Origin of the sequence: Azonexus sp. R2A61, assembly GCF_021401135.1 — a bacterium.
Classification (GTDB): Bacteria; Pseudomonadota; Gammaproteobacteria; order Burkholderiales; family Rhodocyclaceae; genus Azonexus.
In genome coordinates this window covers 24107-42089 of sequence record NZ_JACBFO010000004.1, presented here as the reverse complement: position 1 = coordinate 42089, position 17983 = coordinate 24107, and the positions used below count along the sequence as shown (strand labels likewise).

Here is a 17983-nt window from a genome sequence, read left to right as displayed (position 1 = left end):
ATGCTGTTTCGGCTTACGCCGCCTCCGCCATCTGCTTCAGCGTCACGTAATCGATCTTGCCCGTGCCGAGCAGCGGCAGCGCGTCGACCACCTGAATCTTCCTCGGCACCGCCAGTTCCGGGACGCCGAGCTCGCGCGCCTTGCCGGCCAGCGCCTCGCGGGTCAGTAGCGGGTCGGTGGTGAACAGCACCAGCGCTTCGCCCTTGGCGGCATCGGGCTGGCTGGACACGGCATGCGGTTTGTCCGGCGAGGTGGCGACGGCGAGTTTCTCGACGACTTCCAGGCTGACCATCTCGCCGGCGATCTTGGCGAAGCGTTTGACCCGGCCGACGATCTTCACGAAGCCTTCGTCGTCCATGTCGACCACGTCGCCGGTTTCGTACCAGCCGTCGCCCGCATCCGAGGTCGGCGCCTGCAGCACGCCCGGCCGGTCGGCCTTGAGGTAGCCGGCCATGACGTTGGGCCCGCGCACGTGCAGGATGCCGCCGTTGGCGATGCCCGGCACCGGCAGCAGTTTGTGCTCGATGCCCGGCAGCAGGTTGCCGACGGTGCCGGTTTTGTAGGCCATCGGCGTGTTGACCGCAAGAACGGGCGCCGTCTCGGTCGCGCCGTAACCTTCGAAGATGCGAATGCCGAACTTCTCGAACCACTGGTTGCGCACCGCTTCCGACAGCTTTTCGGCACCGGCCACGACGTAGCGCAAGCGGTAGAAATCGTACGGATGCGCGAACTTGGCGTAGTTGGCGAGGAAGGTCGAGGTACCGAACAGCACGGTGCAACTGCGGTCGTAGGCGACTTCCGGGATCACCCGGTAGTGCAGCGGCGACGGGTAGAGGAACAGGCTGGCGCCGGTCAGCACCGGCAGCAGCGCACCGGCGGTCAGGCCGAAACTGTGGAAGATCGGCAGGGCGTTGAGCACCTTGTCGTCCACCGAGAAATCGATCACCGCCCGCACCTGCGCAATGTTGGCGAGGATCGCCCGGTGCGGCAGCACGACGCCCTTCGGTTTGCTTTCGGAACCCGACGTGAACAGCACCACCGCCGCATCCTCCGGCGAGGCCGGCAGCTCGAAGGCACGCGGGAAGCGGATCGCCCACAGGATCAGCCACAGCTTGTCGGCCAGCCCGATACGCTCGCGGATGTCTTCCAGATAAACCAGTTCGACCGCCTGCAGACCGGCCAGCTTGTCGGCAAGCTTGGCCTGCTCGACGAAGGCGCGCGAACTGATGATGGTGCGCACTTCTGCCGCGGTGCAGGCGGCCTGCATGGCGTCGGTGCCGGCGGTGTAGTTGAGCATCGCCGGCACCCGCCGCCGGGCGGTCAGGCCGAAGATCAGGCCGATGGTCGGCACCAGGTTGGGCAGCAGCAGGCCGACCCGCTCATCCACCCGGGTGATGCGCTCGATCTGCCTGCCGAGGATCAGCGCCATTTTCTGCAGGTCGCGGTAGGAATACTCGATCTGCTTCATGTCCTCGAGCAGCCGGCGTTTCGGCCCGAAGATCTCGGCCGCGTCGCACAGGGCGTCGTACAGCGTCTGCTGCGGGCGGGAGGCGAAGATCATTTCCTGCATCAGCCGGCGCATCTGCTCACCGGCCTTGCGCCGGCGCAGTTTTGCGGTCGACGCCTCGGGCATCGGAAAATGCGCAGCCGGCAGCACGGTCATCCGGATCTGCGGGAAAAAGGCTTTCGGATACTTGCCGGACAGGCGCGAGAAATAGGTGCGCGAAGCACCGTCCAGACGCACCGGAATCACCGTCGCACCGGTCTTGGCGGCGACGAAGGCCGGACCGTCGTAGACCTTCATCAGCGAGCCGGTCAGCGTGATCCGCCCTTCCGGGAAAATGACCACCGGCCGGCCGGACTCGATCAGCCGGATCACCTGCTTCATCGCCATCGGACTGGTCGGATCGACCGCCAGGTAATCGACCTGCGACAGCAGCAGACGAAAGCCCCATTGCCGGGCAATGCCGGTATGCACGACGAAGACCGGGTCGATCGGCAGGAACAACCCGATCAGCAGACCGTCGAGAAAGGACTCGTGATTGGCAACGATCAGCAGCTTGCGGTGCGAGAAGTCGGACTGGTGAAACTGCACGTCGACACGGAACAGCAGACGCGCGAGAAAGCGCAGGAGCGGACGCAACAGGGCTCGCATCAGGTGGATTCCTTCAGGTAATCGAGAACGTTGGAGAACGTGGTTTCCAGCATCGGCCGGTCGATCCAGAACCAGACCTCCTTGCCGATCTTTTCCGAAGCCAGCACGCCGGCCTCGTGCAGCACTTTCAAGTGGTGAGAGACGGTCGACCGCGCCAGCGTGGAGACTTCGGCGATCTGCCCGACATTCAGGCGCTCGCCCGGCTCGAACAACAACAGGATGCGCTGCCGATGCTCGTCGCCGAGGGCAACGAAAATCTTCGACATCTGGCGCCATTCGGGCGGGATGGTTTGGGTGTAGTCGGATTTCATATCGATAAGTTTAGTTACATCGATATGATTTCGTCAACGGTCTCGATCTATCCCTTCTCTCGTCCGCAGCTTAAGTTGAGACTTTCGCAGCTTAGGTCGAGATAGCAAACATCGGTGCCACAATGGTTTCCAAGGGTTATCAACCGCTAAGAGCTGCAGAATTCGGCAAATCAGAAAATTGGAGTTTCGCAGACACCGTTGAGAAGCCCTACTTTTCAAACCAACTAGAGCCCAATCTAGAATGGCGCTCTTATTAGGCTGGATATCGACCGGAGCCGACTTTGAGGTAGTGCTTGGAACCAGGCAGCTTTGCGATAGTTAGCTGTCACTCGGTAGTTGATCGTACTCAATGACTGCTTTCCTCTTCAGTGAAGAACGGCCCAGAACCCGAAGAGATATTGGCTTCCAATGGGCAAATGTCTGACTTCCGAGACTGAACAGTCAATCCAGAAATTCATGCATAGGTTGCCGTCGAGGTCTTCGACAACTGAACTAGAACTGGCTTGAAGTTCCCTATGCCCCCCTGCCAGGGTGTATGACGAACAATTCGAGGTAACATAGCCCAGATAAATCTTTGAATTCGCTCAGTGGAGGACGAAATGGCAAGAGGGAAATCAGTAGTTCTCGAAACAATCAGCTTTGGCAATCAAACCCAAGCCCATGCCTTTTTCAAGGAAATGCTTAATCGCTATATCCCTGGTGAAATCGTTTCACCCGAGGATTCCACTCATCTCGCAGAACTGTTTAAGAGACACCCGAGCTATTCATCAAAAGTTGGTCCTGGCGTAAATTATTTCGAGGTTATGCCAGAAAAATTCGGTTCTCAGTGCTTTTGTGCGGTGTTGTTGGATGGAACCAAGGAAGGCTTCTCATACAAGAAATGCGTGACGCAAAAAGGCGACTGACCTTTTGATTGGATGACCTCGATGCACTTTGAAATTCTCATCAACGACAACTACCTGAATCTGATTCAGGGCACAGAGCTTGCTCCCGTCGACAACAAAACCGTTTTGAGCCTGGCTAACGATTTTGAGGATGAGAAGTGGCGACGAAGAAAATTCAATAGTTTCGTCTGGGACAACATCGCTTTGACAGCACTAACGGTACAAGAGCGAGAAAAGTTGGCAGGCAAGAGTGATTCGACTCTACGAGAGGCTGCCATGAACTTGCGGCTGACCGACAAGGAGGACGACAAGGGGAAGGGAAGTGAACTTGCCGAAATTGTCCTCTATGGAATCATGCACCACCACTACAAGGCATTGCCCATCGTCCCCAAGATTTTCTACAAGCAAAATGTTCAAGACAATGCCAAAGGGGCAGATAGCGTTCATATTGTTATAGAGGGTAACGATGCTTTTTCGCTTTGGTTTGGGGAGGCAAAGTTTTACAACAGCATAGAAGACGCAAGGTTGGCATCCATCGTCAAGTCAGTCGGAAACTCACTGCTGACAGAGAAGCTGAAAAAAGAAAACAGCATCATCACCAACATGGCAGAGGTAGACCGACTTGTTGAGAACAAGGCGCTGGCTGCCAAGATTAAGCTTGCATTGTCGCCCGACAATTCGATGGACAACATCAAGCCAATCCTACATATCCCCATCCTGCTTTTGCATCAGTGCTCAATAACGGCAGGTACCAAGGAGATGAATGACGAATATAGGGCGAAGCTTCGAGAGCAGCACCTTGACCGAGCGACTGCCTACTTCAAGAAGCAAATTGAAACGCTTGCGGATAAGGTCTCGAAGTATTCATCTATCAAATTTCACATCATTTTGCTTCCCGTTCCAGATAGGCAAGAACTGGTTGATCAGTTCACGAAAGCTGTTGCTTTTTACAAGGATAACGGGTGATGGATATCTTCGAGGAATGCTCCGCCATCAATGACTTACTGCAAGCTAACGAGGAGATTGAAGCAAGAAACCGCCTTATTTGCCTGCTTGATACTCTTGGCAAAACAGAACAAGCCTACACCCCGTTGCTGAACCACCTTATTCGAGAGTCAGGGCTGTTTCCCTATCTCGAACCTGAGACATCGAGTTGGCAAGACAGATTCGTCTATGAATCTTTCAAGGTGGACATCGGACAGGATGAGCCTGTCACGCTACACAGTGAGCAGTCGTTAGTCCTAAAACACCTTCTGGATGGCGACGACCTTGCTGTCAGTGCTCCTACAAGCTTTGGCAAAAGCCTGATCATTGATGCCTACATCGCAATCAAGAAACCTAAAAACGTTCTGATTCTGGTTCCCACCATCGCACTGACCGATGAAACCAGACGTAGATTAAGCAAAAAGTTTTCTGCCGAGTACAAAATTGTGACGACATCGGAGGTCGAACTCGGCGAGAAGAACATCCTCATCTTCCCGCAGGAAAGGGCGATTCACTACAGTGACAAGCTTGAACAATTGGACTTGCTGGTCGTCGATGAGTTTTATAAGGCGAGCCGTGCCTTCGACAAGGAAAGGTCGCCAGCCCTCTTGAAAGCCATGCTCAAGCTGGGAGAGAAGGCAGCACAGAAATATTACTTGGCACCGAACATCGCCGACTTGAACGACAACCCTTTCACGAAGGGTATGACCTTCCTGCGTATGGATTTCAATACGGTGTTCCTTGAGAAACATGAAGAGTTCAAGGACATCAACAAGGATGTGCAGAAGAAAAACGATGCACTTCTCAGGATTTTGGGGAAACACGAAACCAAGTCTCTGATTTACGCAGGCTCCTACCCTGGCGTTGATAGCGTAACCACATTGCTGATCGACAACACCGACAAGGAGGATAGTCCGCTGCTCTCCGACTTTTCCGCCTGGCTTTCGACGAACTATCACCCGAACTGGAAACTGACCAATTTGGTTAAACGAGGGGTCGGCATCCATACAGGACAGCTTCATCGCTCCTTGAGTCAGATACAGGTTCGACTCTTCGAAGAGGAGAAGGACGGGCTACAAACGCTGGTTTCAACCTCATCAATCATTGAGGGGGTGAATACCTCGGCGGAGAACGTCATTGTCTGGAGTAACAAGAAAGCACACCTGAAACTCGATGATTTCACCTATCGCAATATCATTGGGCGAGGTGGAAGAATGTTCAGGCACTTCGTCGGCAAGATTTATATCCTTGAAGAGCCTCCCGCTGCTGCTGATACCCAGCTTGAATTGACCTTCCCTGACGAGTTGCTTGCTGATGTAGATGACGAGAAATACAAGCAGGAACTGACCAAAGAGCAGTTGGCAAAGCTCTTGCACTACAAGGAGGAGATGGCTCAGATCATGGGGGATGAGTCGTTTGAGCGCATGCGGAACGAAGGTGCGTTGATTTCAAGCGACACGGAATTGATTACCGCAATTGCATTTGCAATCAGGAATGACTCCAAATTGGTAAGAGCACTTGCCAACCTATATGCTCCATCAAACGACTATTGGGTTTGGACGCTCTGTAAAGTCCTGAAACTGGTTCCTGGTGGATGGGATGCTTCTCACACGAAATTCGCTGAATTTGTAAGAGCGTTGTCTGGCAATTGGACCCTTTCGATTCCTGATCTGCTGGAGCAGCTATCGGAGCACGACGTAACGATCGAGGCGTTTTTTAAGATGGAGCGCAATGCAACGTTTAAATTGACTGCATTGCTGAACGACATCAATGTCATTCAGAAGGAAATGACTCCGGAGTACAAGGTGGATATCTCTCCCTTCATTGCCAGACTGTCGAAGGCTTTCCTGCCGTCGTGCGTAATGGAGCTTGAAGAGTATGGATTGCCACGCATGCTGGCAAAGAAAATTCACGCCTCTGGTCTCGTAAATTTCGAAGATGAAAAGCTAGATCTTCATTCAGCAATCAATTTTCTGCGTGAGATACAGCCCGATATCATCGGGAAAGTAGGGGGGCTTGATTCGTTCGATAGGTATGTCTTGGACTACTTCTTCGATGGTATTGCCCCGCAACAACTAAGAGCAGTTGAGGCTCCTGCACAATGATGATTTATCGGGGTATATAGCAGGCTGCCGAAAGCTATCTTCTGTATTTTCAAAACACAAATGGCCGCTCTGTCACCAGAACGGCCATTTGCATTTCGAGGGCCACAGTCCGCTAAGGCCGAAGAACGGAAGCCACTCAATCAGCCATGCATCCGATGGTGTCCGCAAAACTTCCAGCGATTACATGGTGACGGGATAAGCCGCAGCTCAAGTTGCGTTGCGAAAAACCAAGCCGCGAACGAGACCGCTGCCAGCACGCCGGAGGGCGTCGCTCAAGCCCATCGCAAACTCAGCGGCAATCCGGGCAGATCGTGGCGATTTCGAGTTCGTGGCACGCCAGGTGATGGCCGCTGCGCTCGACACTGCGCGAGAAGGCGGCCATCAGCGCCGGATCCTGCAATTCGCTGAGTTTTCCGCAGCGCCGGCAGACCATGAACACGCCGGGGAACTGGTGCGACTCATGGCGGCAGATGACGAACTGGTTGAGTCGTTCGATCTTGTGCACCAATCCCTGTTCCATCAGGAAATCCAGCGCCCGGTATACGGTCGGCGGCGTGGCGTTGCTGCGTAGCGCCTTGATGCGGGCCAGCAGGTCGTAGGCCTTCAGGCCGTGCTCGCTGGCGTGCAGCAGGCTCAAGACATCCCGGCGGATCGGCGTCATCTGGGCACCGCGGGCCTTGCAACGTTCGGCGGCCCGATCGACGAACTCGGCGCATTCAAGCATGGGCGGGGATATTTTTCGTGGCATGGACGGATTTTAGGCAGCGGACGCTGGAAGCGACAAATGCAATGTTATAACATTGCATTTGTTTTCCGAACGCCCGGCCTTTCCCGGCGTCGCCGAAACGGAGAAACCATACATGTCCCCCTTGACCGAAGCGGCCTTGCTGTCGGCGCCGGCAGACGACTACATGTCCCCCCGGCAACTCGCGTTCTTTCGTGAGCGCCTGCTGGCGGAAGAGAAGGCTCTGCGCGACGCGGCGCAGGAAACCACCCAGCATCTGCAGGAAAACGCGGCCACGCCGGACTGGACCGACCGCGCCAGCAGCGAGGAAGAACACACGCTGGAACTGCGCGTGCGCGACCGCGAGCGCAAACTGCTGAAGAAGATCCGGGAATCGCTGCGCCGCATCGACGACGGCAGTTACGGCTGGTGCGAGGAAAGCGGCGAGCCGATCGGCATCGCCCGCCTGCTCGCCCGGCCGACTGCCACCCTGAGCCTGGAGGCGCAGGAGCGCCGCGAACAACGTAAACGCCAATTCGGCGACTGAAGGCCATCATGAACCATACCGACCACGACCGGCGCATCCCGGTCACCCTGCTCACCGGCTTTCTCGGCGCCGGCAAGACGACGCTGCTCAACCACTTGCTGAAGCAGCCGGAGATGGCCCGCACCGCCGTGCTGATCAACGAATTCGGCAGTGTTGCGGTCGACCACCATCTGGTGACCAGAATCGACGAGGATCTGGTCCTGCTCGATTCCGGCTGCATCTGCTGCACCGTGCGCAGCGACCTGACCCGGAGCCTGGGGGAGCTGTTCATGCGCAGCCTGCGCCGCGAACTGCCGCCGATCGACCGGGTGATCATCGAAACCACCGGTCTGGCCGATCCGGCGCCGGTGATCTTCACGCTGATGGAGGATTTCTTCATCGCCGAGCGCTTCCGTACCGACGGCGTGGTCACCGTCGTCGACAGCACCCACCTACTCGATCAACTGGCCCGTCATCCGGAGCCGGTCAAACAGGTGGCGATGGCCGACCGCCTGTTGCTCAGCAAGTGCGACCTGGCCACGCCCGGGCAACTGGCTGAAGTCAGCGCCATGCTGACCCGGCTCAATCCCGCCGCCGCGCAGATCTACGTACGGCGCGGCGAGCTTGCCGTTGCCTCACTGACCGACTGCGGGCTCTATGATCCGCGCCGCAAATCGCCCGACGTCGCCGGCTGGCTGGCCGAGGAAAAGGTGCGCGAGGAGCGGCGCAAGGCGCACGAGCATCATCACCATCACGACGTCGACCGCCACGACGCCCACGTATACAGCTTTGCCCTGACCTTCGACGAACCGCTGCAATGGGTCTTCTTTGCCGATGCCGTGGCAACGCTGCTCGACACCATGGGCGACCGCATCCTGCGCATCAAGGGTCTGCTCAATGTCGTCGGCGATCACAAGCCCCGCATCGTGCAATGCGTGCAGCACGTGATGTACCCGTACGCCCGGCTCGACGAATGGCCGGGCGAGGCGCCCTACAATGATCGACGGAGTCGCCTGGTGTTCATCGTCCGCGACATTCCGCAAAGCATGATCGAACAGGCCTTCGCCATGTTCTGCGGTGCCCGCGACGTCGGCGAAACGAAAGCGGCATGCTGATCCGCAAGCTGTTCCGCTTCGAGAATGCGCACATCGTGCGCGGCTGCAGTACACGCCGCTGTTCGCACTCGCTGCACGGCCATTCGTACAAGGTCGAGCTGCTGCTCGAAGCCTTTGCGCTCGACCGCGGCCAGATGGTCTACGACTTCGGCTTGTTGAAGTGCGGCGCGCACACGCTGATCGACGCCTTCGATCACGCCGTTGCGCTCTGGTCGGGCGACGACCCCGAGTACATCGCCGCCGGCCAGCGCTTTTCCGAACGCTGGGTGCGGATTCCCGTTTCGCCCAGTGCCGAGCAGTTCTCGCGCTTGTTCTTCGTGCTGGTTGAGCGACTGCTCGAACTGACCGAGATGAGCAACGGCGAGGCCGACGTGCGCCTGCATTCGGTCATCGTCCACGAAACCGAAACCGGTTACGCCCAGTGCTTCCGCGACGACGCGATCAATCCGCGCATGGGGCCGATCGCGCTCGACGACATCGAATTTTCCGACGCCATCCGCCAGGCCTGGCCCGATCCCGATCTGTTCGAACGGCTCAAGCGCGGCGAGCGCCAGTCAATCCTCGGCACGGCTGAATCGCGACAATGACCACTCTGCTCATCCGCAACGCCCGCCTGGTCAACGAAGGGCTCATCGTCGAAGCCGATCTGCGGGTTCGCCATGGCCGTATCGACAAGATCGCGGCCAGCATCGACGCAACGGCCGACGAGGAAATCGATGCCGCCGGCCAGTGGCTGCTGCCCGGCATGATCGACGACCAGGTCCATTTCCGTGAACCGGGGTTGACGCACAAGGGTTGCATTGCCAGCGAATCGGCGGCAGCCGTCGCCGGCGGCATCACCAGTTTCATGGACATGCCCAACACCCGGCCGCCGACACTGTCGATGGCTGCCGTGGCCGAGAAGAAGGCCATCGCCGCCCGCGACTCGCTGGCCAACTACGCCTTTCATTTCGGCGTCACCAACGACAATCTCGACGCCGTCGCTGCCGTCGATCCGCGCCAAGTGGCCGGCATCAAGGTGTTCATGGGCGCCTCGACCGGCAATATGCTGGTGGACGACCCGGCCGTACTCGAACGCCTGTTCGCCTGCGCGCCGACCCTGCTGCTCGCCCATTGCGAAGACACGCCGTCGATTGCGGTCAACGAGGAGAAATGGCGAAAAACGCACGGCGATGCCGTGCCCTTCTCGGCCCATCCGCTGATCCGCGACGCCGAAGCCTGCTACCGATCCTCGTCGCTCGCCGTGGCGCTGGCCCAAAAGCACGGCACGCGGCTGCACGTGCTGCACATTTCGACCGCCCGCGAACTCGAACTCTTCACCGACCTGCCGCTGGCCGACAAGCGGATCAGCGCCGAGGTCTGCGCCCATCACCTGCTGTTCGACGAGCGCGACTATGCCAGGCTGGGCAGTCATCTGAAATGCAATCCGGCGGTCAAGACACAGGCCGACCGCGACGCCCTGCGCGCCGCGCTGAACAGCCACCGTCTCGACGTCATCGGCACCGACCACGCGCCGCACACGCTGGAGGAAAAAGCCGGCCGCTACTTCCAGGCGCCGGCCGGCCTGCCGCTCGCCCAGCACGCGCTGCCCGGTCTGATGGGCCTGGTGCACGACGGCATCATCGACCTGCCGACCCTGGTCGCCAAAACCAGTCACCGCGTCGCCGACCTGTTCCGCATCGCCGAACGCGGCTACCTGCGCGAGGGCTACTGGGCCGACCTGGTGCTGATCGGCGACCGCGACGTCGATGCGCCGGACGATCCCGTGCTCAGCCGTTGCGGCTGGTCGCCCTTCGCCGGCCGGCGCTTCCGCAGCCGTGTCGCGACGACCGTCGTGTCCGGACGGATCGCCTGGCACGCCGGACAACTGCGTAGCGATTGCCGCGGCCGGGCACTGGCGTTTTTGCCCGATTTCGCCGGTTGACCGCAACCAGCCCTGCGCCAGCCCGTCGGCACGAAAAGGAAATCCCATGCGCCACCTGCTCCCTGCCATCGCCCTGCTGTTTGCCTCGTCGCTGTCCGCCGCGCCACCGCATGTGCATGGCGAAGCCCGGCTGGAAATCGCGCTCGAGGGCGAAACGCTGCTGATCCATTTCGACAGCCCGCTCGACAATCTGCTCGGCTTCGAACATTTCCCGCGGACAGCCGGAGAAAGACAGGCGGTGGCGGCGCTGAAAGCGCAGCTCGAGGCGCCCGAAAAACTCTTCGACCTGACACCGGAAGCCCGCTGCCAGGCCTTGCCGCCGGAGATCGCATCGCCGCTTTTCGCCGGCCGGCGCGAGGCCGCCCATGTCGACCTGGACGCTGACTACCGCTGGCGTTGCACTCGCCCGGACGAGCTGCGCGCGGTGCGCACGCAGCTGTTCGCCGAATTTCCCCGGCTGAAGCGGATCCGGCTCGACTTTGCCGGCCCTCGGGGACAGCAGTCCGACATGCTGACGCCCGCCCGGACGGGGTTCCGCTGGTGACGGGAGCACCTGCCCTGATGATTCGTCAGCTGCAGTTCCGCAGGCCGGGCGCAGATGGCTTTTCCCTGAATCTGCCCGAACTTGCGGTCGACCGCGGCAAAAGCCTGTTTTTGCAGGGGCCGAGCGGTAGTGGCAAAAGCACCTTGCTGAACCTGATCGGCGGCGTGCTGACGCCGCAGGCCGGCCAGATCGAGGTGCTCGGGCAGCCGCTCCGGACACTCTCCGCCGCCCGCCGCGATGCACTGCGCGCCGACCATGTCGGCTTCATCTTCCAGCAGTTCAATCTGATCCCGTATCTGTCGGCCTTCGACAACGTGCTGCTGCCCTGCCGGTTTTCCGTCCGTCGCGCCCGCCGCGCCGGCGATGCGACCGCAGCGGCCCGCGACTTGCTGGCGCAACTGGACATCGCGCCACCGCTGTACCGGCAGCCGGCGCACACGTTGTCGGTCGGCCAGCAACAGCGGGTGGCGGCGGCACGGGCATTGATCGGCAGGCCGGAAATCGTCATCGCCGACGAACCGACCTCGGCACTCGATGCCGCCCGGCAGGCCGCCTTCGTCGAGCTGCTGCTCGCCGAGGCCCGCGCCAACGGCAGCGCGCTGGTTTTCGTCAGCCACGATCCGGCGCTGGCCAGGCATTTCGACAACAGTCTGGCGCTGCCGGCATGACCCGCTGGCGTTTCCTGATCCCGCTGGCCTGGGCCAGCGCCTGGAACCGGCGCGCGACGCTGGGCCTGACCCTGATCGCCATCGTGCTGGCCAGCACGCTACTGCTCGCCGTCGAACGCTTGCGCCATGACGCCCGCGAGAGTTTTGCCCAGTCGGTCTCGGGTAGCGACCTGATCGTCGGCGCGCGCGGCAGCCCGCTGCAACTGGTGCTGCATTCGGTCTTCCACTTGGGCGAACCCGGCAACAACATCGCCTGGCAAAGCTACCGGCAGATTGCGGCCGATCCGGCCGTGGCCTGGAGCATTCCGCTGTCGCTCGGCGATTCACATCGCGGCTACCCGGTACTCGGCACCACCGCCGACTATTTCCGGCATTTCCGCTACGGTCTGAGAACCCCGTTGGCCCTGGCCGCAGGACGCGCTTTCGCGGCCGGGCGCGACGGCATCTTCGAAGCCGTCCTCGGCGCGGAAGTCGCGGCGCGACTGGGTTACCGTCTCGGCCAGGCGATCCTGCTCAGCCATGGCACCGGCGCCCTGCCCGGCCTGGAACACGCCGGCAAGCCCTTCACCGTGGTCGGCATCCTGGCAGCGACCGGCACACCGGTCGACCGGACGGTGCATGTCGATCTGGCGGCAATCGAAGCCATCCACCTGGACTGGCAGGGCGGCATGCCCTTGCCCGGCCTCTCGATTCCCGCCGAGCAGGTCGGCAAATTCGACCTGACGCCGCGCGAAATCACCGCCTTCCTGATCGGCCTGCATCACCGCACCGCCGTCTTCGGGCTGCAGCGCCGCATCGCAGGCTTCAAGGACGAGCCGCTGCAGGCCGTGCTGCCCGGCGTGGTGCTGGATCAGCTATGGCAGAACCTGGCCTTTGGCGAGACACTGTTGCGGGGACTGTCCTGGCTGATCCTGGCGCTCGGCTTGAGTGGCTTGCTGGCGACGATGCTGGCCGGGCTGGGCGAACGGCGGCGCGAACTGGCCATTCTGCGTACGCTCGGCGCCGGACTGCCGCAGATCGCCATCTTGCTCCTGCTCGAAAATCTGCTGCTCGGCCTGAGCGGCGCGCTCGGCGGCCTCCTGCTACTGACGCTGGGCAGCGGATTGCTGGCCCCCTGGCTGGTACAGCATTGGGGGATCGTGCTGCAATCGTCGTTTCCCGGCGGCGATGAAATCCGCCTGATCGCCACCATCGTCGCCACCGCCACACTGGCCGGGCTTCTCCCCGCCTGGCAAGCCAGCCGCCAGGCGCTGGCCGATGGCCTGACACCGAGATTATGAACAGCCCGCAACTGACGTCGCTATGCCTGGCCTTGCTGCTGATCACCGGTGCCAACAGTCTGCCGGCGCAGGACCAGCGCATCGGCGAACGACTGAAACCGCCAGCGACGCCAACCCGGACAGCGTATCGCGAGATGCAGTGGGAAGAACTGCAACCCCGGGACTGGGATCCGATGGCGGCGTTCAAGCACCTCGACCTGAACCGCCTGAAGGATGGCGACCCCCGTGCCCAGGCCCTGCTGGAGAAAATGCGCACCGCCTGGGATGCCGCGCCGGTGGAACCTCGGCTGGCGGGAAAGCGGATTCGCATCCCGGGTTTCATCATTCCCCTCGAGCGCCAGGGCGACCAGATTCTGGAGTTGCTGCTCGTCCCTTATTTCGGCGCCTGCATCCATACACCACCGCCGCCGGCCAACCAGGCGATTCACGTGCTGCTCGCCAAGCCGATGCGCGGGCTGCAGATGATGGATGCCTTCTGGATCAGCGGCACCCTGCAGATCGCCCGCGGCGACAGCGGAATCGGCGTTTACGGCTACCGCATGCAGGCCGACGCGCTGGAACGCTACCTGTTCAAGCGACCGTGACGAGAGGACCCGAGGACTATTTGCCGATCCCCGCCGCCCTCGCTCGTGCCGCGTGCGCCTTGCGGTAGCTGTCGAGCAGGCGCTGGTGGCGGTCCAGGCCTTCCAGCTTCATGCTGGTCGGCGTCAGGCCGTGGAAGCGGATGCTGCCATCCACTGAGCCGATGACCGCGTCCATGCGCTCGTTGCCGAACATGCGGCGGAAGTTGGGCTCGTAGTCTTCCAATTCCAGTTCGTCGTCGAGCAGCACTTCCAGCACCACATTGACCGCCTGGTAGAACAGGCCGCGCTCGGCGGTGTTTTCGTTGTACTGCAGGTAGGCTTCGACCTGCTCCTTGGCCGCCTCGAAATCCTGCAGCGCGAGGTTGATGAGGAGCTTGAGTTCGAGGATGGTCAGCTGGCCCCAGTCGGTGTTTTCGTCGAATTCGACGCCGATCAGCGTGATGATGTCGGTGTAGTCGTCGAGCTCGCTCTCTTCCAGGCGCTCCAGCAGCGCTTCCAGTTGGGCGTCGTCGAGGCGGTGCAGGTTGAGAATATCTGCGCGGAAGGCCAGCGCCTTGTTGGTGTTGTCCCAGATCAGGTCGTCGACCGGGTAGATTTCCGAGTAGCCGGGCACCAGGATGCGACAGGCGTTGGCGCCGAGCTGGTCGTAGACGGCCATGTACACTTCCTTGCCCATGTCGGCGAGAATGCCGAACAGGGTGGCGGCCTCGTCGGCGTTGGAATTCTCGCCCTGGCCGGAAAAATCCCATTCGACGAAGTCGTAATCCGCCCTGGCGCTGAAGAAACGCCACGACACCACGCCGCTCGAATCGATGAAGTGCTCGACGAAGTTGTTCGGCTCGGTGACGGCGTTGCTCTCGAAGGTCGGCCTCGGCAAGTCGTTGAGGCCTTCGAAGCTGCGGCCCTGCAGCAGTTCGGTGAGGCTGCGTTCGAGCGCCACTTCCAGGCTGGGATGGGCGCCGAAGGAGGCGAAGACACCGCCGGTGCGCGGATTCATCAGGGTCACGCACATCACCGGGAACTGGCCGCCGAGCGAGGCATCCTTGACCAGCACCGGGAAGCCCTGGTTTTCCAGTTCCACGATGCCGGCGACGATGCCCGGATATTTGGCCAGCACCTCGGCCGGCACGTCGGGCAGCGCGATTTCGCCTTCGAGGATTTCGCGTTTCACTGCCCGCTCGAAGATTTCCGACAGGCACTGCACCTGCGCCTCGACCAGCGTGTTGCCGGCGCTCATGCCGTTGCTGAGGAAGAGGTTGTCGATCAGGTTGGTCGGGAAATACACCGTCTCGCCGTCCGACTGGCGCACGTAGGGCAGCGCGCAGACGCCGCGCTCGGTATTGCCGGAGTTGGTGTCGAACAGGTGCGAGGCGCGCAGTTCGCCGTCCGGGTTGTAGATTTCCAGCGTGTAGTCGTCGAGCAGCCCCTTGGGCAGCGCATCCTTCTTGCCGGGCTTGAACCAGCGCTCGTTCGGGTAATGCACGAAGGGCGCGTTGGCGAATTCCTCGCCCCAGAACTGGTCGTTGTAGAAATGGTTGCAGCTCAGGCGCTCGATGTATTCGCCGAGCGCCGAGGCCAGCGCGCTTTCCTTGCTGGCGCCCTTGCCGTTGGTGAAGCACATCGGCGAATGCGCGTCGCGGATGTGCAGCGACCAGACGTTGGGTACCAGGTTGCGCCAGGAGGCGATCTCGATCTTGATGCCCAGCCCGGCGAGCAGGCCGGACATGTTGGCGATGGTCTGTTCGAGCGGCAGATCCTTGCCGGCGATGAAGGTCTGGGTGCCGGCGTCCGGGTTGATGGTCAGTAGCGCCTGCGCGTCGGCATCGAGATTCTCGACTTCCTCGATGATGAACTCCGGCCCGGTCTGCACCACCTTCTTGACGGTACACCGGTCAATCGAGCGCAAAATGCCCAGCCGGTCCTTGGCCGAAATGTCCGGCGGCAGCTCGACCTGGATCTTGAAGGTCTGCTTGTAGCGGTTTTCCGGATCGACGATGTTGTTCTGCGACAGGCGGATATGCTCGGTCGGGATGTTGCGCGTGTCGCAGTAGAGCTTGACGAAATAAGCCGCGCACAAGGCCGACGAGGCCAGGAAGTAATCGAACGGCCCCGGCGCCGAGCCGTCGCCCTTGTAGCGGATGGGCTGGTCGGCGATGACCGTGAAGTCGTCGAATTTGGCTTCCTGACGAAGCTTGTCGAGAAAATTGACCTTGATTTCCATGGGGATTCCGAAATGGCGGTGACAACGAAGCGGCCGCCATTATCCGGCTTTCCTGGGAAAAGCCTGTGTTTTCCGGCGGCGCTCCGCGAGGCGCCCCGCTGGATTTTTTGCCGAAACCTGCGGTCGACCGCAGGTTTCGGGCAATTTCCGGCGATCAGGCCTGGGCGCGCATACGCTCGGCCCGCTCGCGCGGACTCGGGTGGGTGGACAACCAGGAGGCCCCGCCGCCGCCCATCGCATCCAGCTTTTCCAGCGCCGTGACGCAGGCCATGCTCGGATAGCGATGATTCTTCATGAAAGCCATCGCCCGGTCATCGGCTTCGTTTTCGTTGGCTTGCGAATGCTGGGCGCGGATCACCTGTTCGAACAGTTCGCCCATCTGCGATTCGGCCAGGGCAGCGACCTTGCCGCCGGTCGCCGAAGCGGCACCGCGCAGCGCGCTGGTACGCATCGCCATCTGGATGCGCGCCTTGGTGTGGCCGGCCTTGACGTGACCGATTTCGTGACCGATCACGTAACGGATTTCATCGTCGGTGAATTTGTCCATCAGGCCGCTGTAGACGCGGATGGTGCCGTTGGCCATCGCGAAGGCGTTCACTTCCGGCGTCATGTAGGCCTTGATGTCGAGCTTGAGGCCGTCGTAGCTTTCCAGCCCCTTGGACAGCTTGGCGATGCGCTTGCCGTAGGCGTCCTTGGGCGTCGCCAGCTTGTTCTTGGCGTCGCTGTCGGCGGCCATCTGGTCGAAATAGGATTGCAGGTCGGCATCGGACAGGGTCTCGGAGTCCATCAGCGTTTTACCGGCTTCGAGCATCTTGCCGAAATTGAACTGGGCGGCGGCGTTGTTAACGGCACTGATGCCGGAAAAAAGCGTGGTCCACAAGACGAAATCACGACGGTTCATGAGCGGTTCTCTCCATCTGGTTATCGGTTGAACCGCCGATTATATGCCGCCGACACATTGGCGTGGCATGGCACGGGAGATTTGCCTTCTCGCCTTAAAATGGCGGCTCCCCTTCCGACACTGCCATCATGCTGCCATCCCGCTCAGAAACGCTGGACCTGCCCGACGTCCGCCTGCACATCCGCCGCTGGGGCAACCCCGACGCGCCCACGCTGTTCCTGTTGCATGGCTGGATGGACGTCTCGATGTCGTGGCAATTCGTGGTCGATGCGCTGGCCGGCGAATGGAACATCGTCGCGCCCGACTGGCGGGGCTTCGGGCCGTCGCAGTGGCTGCACCGGCCGTATTACTTCGCCGAACACATCGGCGACCTCGAAGCCATCCTCGACCACTACGCACCGGCCGGCAAGGTCACGCTGGTCGGTCACAGCATGGGCGGCATCGTCGCCTGTCTGTACGCCGGCATCCGCCCGGCGCGCGTCGAGCGGGTGATCTCGCTGGAAGGTTTCGGCATTGCGCCGCACCAGCCGGAGATGGCGACGGAGCGCTACCGGCAGTGGCTGGATCAGCGACGGACGCCTCCCAGCCTGCATGTCTATGCCGACCGCGAACACTTCGCGCGACGCCTGATGAAGAGCGATCCCTACCTGCCGGCCGGACGCGCCGCCTTTCTGGCCAGGCATCTCGCACGCATCGGCGAAGGCAGCGACAAGCGCGGCAGCACGCGCCACGGGGTGATCTGGAACGGCGATCCCTGGCACAAGAACTTCTCGCCCTACCTGTTCCGGCTCGAGGAATCGATGGCGATCTGGCGACAGATCGTCTGCCCGGTGCTTTGGGTTGCCGCGCGGCAGAGCTGGGTGATCCGTGACTTTGCCGCCCGCCCGGGCGACTGGGAGGCGCGTCAGGCCTGTTTCGCGAACCTGCAGGAACGCTGGGTGGAAGAGGCCGACCACATGATGCATCACGACCAGCCGGAAGCGGTGGCACGCATCGTCGAGGAATTCCTGGCCAATCCGGACTAAGCTGAAAGCCTGCCCCCGGATTATCGCTACCC

17 protein-coding genes are annotated in these 17983 nt (G+C 60.9%); 12 read left to right on the top strand and 5 right to left on the bottom strand.

The window, feature by feature from the left end; genetic code table 11:
- Positions 1-13: 13 nt before the first annotated feature.
- Positions 14-2155 carry a bifunctional acyl-ACP--phospholipid O-acyltransferase/long-chain-fatty-acid--ACP ligase gene (gene aas, locus L0962_RS13550; protein ID WP_234086988.1) on the bottom strand — a complete coding sequence of 714 codons (2142 nt, stop codon included), beginning with the start codon at positions 2153-2155 and terminating at the stop codon, positions 14-16.
- Entirely contained in the window at positions 2155-2466 is a 312-nt protein-coding gene (locus L0962_RS13545; protein WP_234086987.1) for a helix-turn-helix transcriptional regulator, read from the bottom strand. The genes aas and L0962_RS13545 overlap by 1 nt, the downstream gene beginning before the upstream one ends.
- Positions 2467-3065: 599 nt before the next feature.
- Between L0962_RS13545 and L0962_RS13540 the strand changes: the two genes are divergently transcribed.
- The 3 genes from L0962_RS13540 to L0962_RS13530 are packed head-to-tail and all read left to right on the top strand — an operon-like array spanning position 3066 to position 6439.
- Entirely contained in the window at positions 3066-3371 is a 306-nt protein-coding gene (locus L0962_RS13540; protein WP_234086986.1) for a DCL family protein, read from the top strand.
- A gap of 21 nt (positions 3372-3392) precedes the next feature.
- Positions 3393-4316, top strand: a complete 924-nt coding sequence (locus L0962_RS13535) for a DUF1837 domain-containing protein (protein ID WP_234086985.1) — start codon at positions 3393-3395, stop codon at positions 4314-4316.
- On the top strand, positions 4316-6439 hold the full coding sequence (locus L0962_RS13530) for a DEAD/DEAH box helicase (RefSeq protein WP_234086984.1): 2124 nt from the start codon (positions 4316-4318) through the stop codon (positions 6437-6439). The genes L0962_RS13535 and L0962_RS13530 overlap by 1 nt, the downstream gene beginning before the upstream one ends.
- Positions 6440-6728: 289 nt before the next feature.
- Here the strand turns inward: L0962_RS13530 and L0962_RS13525 are convergent, their stop codons facing one another.
- Positions 6729-7163, bottom strand: coding sequence for a Fur family transcriptional regulator (locus tag L0962_RS13525; RefSeq protein WP_234086983.1), 435 nt, complete (start codon positions 7161-7163; stop codon positions 6729-6731).
- 136 nt (positions 7164-7299) lie between these two features.
- On the opposite strand from L0962_RS13525, the gene dksA reads away from it, so the two are divergent.
- The 8 genes from dksA to L0962_RS13485 are packed head-to-tail and all read left to right on the top strand — an operon-like array spanning position 7300 to position 13804.
- Complete coding sequence (gene dksA, locus L0962_RS13520; protein WP_234086982.1) at positions 7300-7710, top strand: RNA polymerase-binding protein DksA; 411 nt, start codon at positions 7300-7302, stop codon at positions 7708-7710.
- A gap of 8 nt (positions 7711-7718) precedes the next feature.
- Positions 7719-8804, top strand: a complete 1086-nt coding sequence (locus tag L0962_RS13515) for a GTP-binding protein (RefSeq protein ID WP_234086981.1) — start codon at positions 7719-7721, stop codon at positions 8802-8804.
- A complete protein-coding gene (locus L0962_RS13510) occupies positions 8798-9391 on the top strand; it encodes a 6-carboxytetrahydropterin synthase (protein ID WP_234086980.1) in 594 nt (197 codons plus the stop codon). Before L0962_RS13515 ends, L0962_RS13510 begins: the two co-directional genes overlap by 7 nt.
- Positions 9388-10728, top strand: a complete 1341-nt coding sequence (locus L0962_RS13505; RefSeq protein WP_234086979.1) for a dihydroorotase — start codon at positions 9388-9390, stop codon at positions 10726-10728. The genes L0962_RS13510 and L0962_RS13505 overlap by 4 nt, the downstream gene beginning before the upstream one ends.
- 46 nt (positions 10729-10774) lie before the next feature.
- Entirely contained in the window at positions 10775-11272 is a 498-nt protein-coding gene (locus L0962_RS13500; RefSeq protein WP_234086978.1) for a DUF2796 domain-containing protein, read from the top strand.
- Positions 11273-11289: 17 nt separating this feature from the next.
- Positions 11290-11940, top strand: a complete 651-nt coding sequence (locus L0962_RS13495) for an ABC transporter ATP-binding protein (protein ID WP_234086977.1) — start codon at positions 11290-11292, stop codon at positions 11938-11940.
- Positions 11937-13220, top strand: coding sequence for an ABC transporter permease (locus L0962_RS13490; protein ID WP_234086976.1), 1284 nt, complete (start codon positions 11937-11939; stop codon positions 13218-13220). The genes L0962_RS13495 and L0962_RS13490 overlap by 4 nt, the downstream gene beginning before the upstream one ends.
- Positions 13217-13804, top strand: coding sequence for a DUF3299 domain-containing protein (locus tag L0962_RS13485; protein ID WP_234086975.1), 588 nt, complete (start codon positions 13217-13219; stop codon positions 13802-13804). The genes L0962_RS13490 and L0962_RS13485 overlap by 4 nt, the downstream gene beginning before the upstream one ends.
- Before the next feature lie 16 nt (positions 13805-13820).
- Here L0962_RS13485 and L0962_RS13480 read toward each other — a convergent pair whose 3' ends face one another.
- Together L0962_RS13480 and L0962_RS13475 are read right to left on the bottom strand one after the other, a co-directional pair.
- On the bottom strand, positions 13821-16025 hold the full coding sequence (locus L0962_RS13480; RefSeq protein ID WP_234086974.1) for an OsmC domain/YcaO domain-containing protein: 2205 nt from the start codon (positions 16023-16025) through the stop codon (positions 13821-13823).
- A 154-nt stretch (positions 16026-16179) separates the two neighbouring features.
- On the bottom strand, positions 16180-16926 hold the full coding sequence (locus tag L0962_RS13475) for a M48 family metallopeptidase (RefSeq protein WP_234086973.1): 747 nt from the start codon (positions 16924-16926) through the stop codon (positions 16180-16182).
- A 128-nt stretch (positions 16927-17054) separates the two neighbouring features.
- On the opposite strand from L0962_RS13475, the gene L0962_RS13470 reads away from it, so the two are divergent.
- Positions 17055-17951 carry an alpha/beta fold hydrolase gene (locus tag L0962_RS13470; protein ID WP_234086972.1) on the top strand — a complete coding sequence of 299 codons (897 nt, stop codon included), beginning with the start codon at positions 17055-17057 and terminating at the stop codon, positions 17949-17951.
- Positions 17952-17983 lie beyond the last annotated feature (32 nt).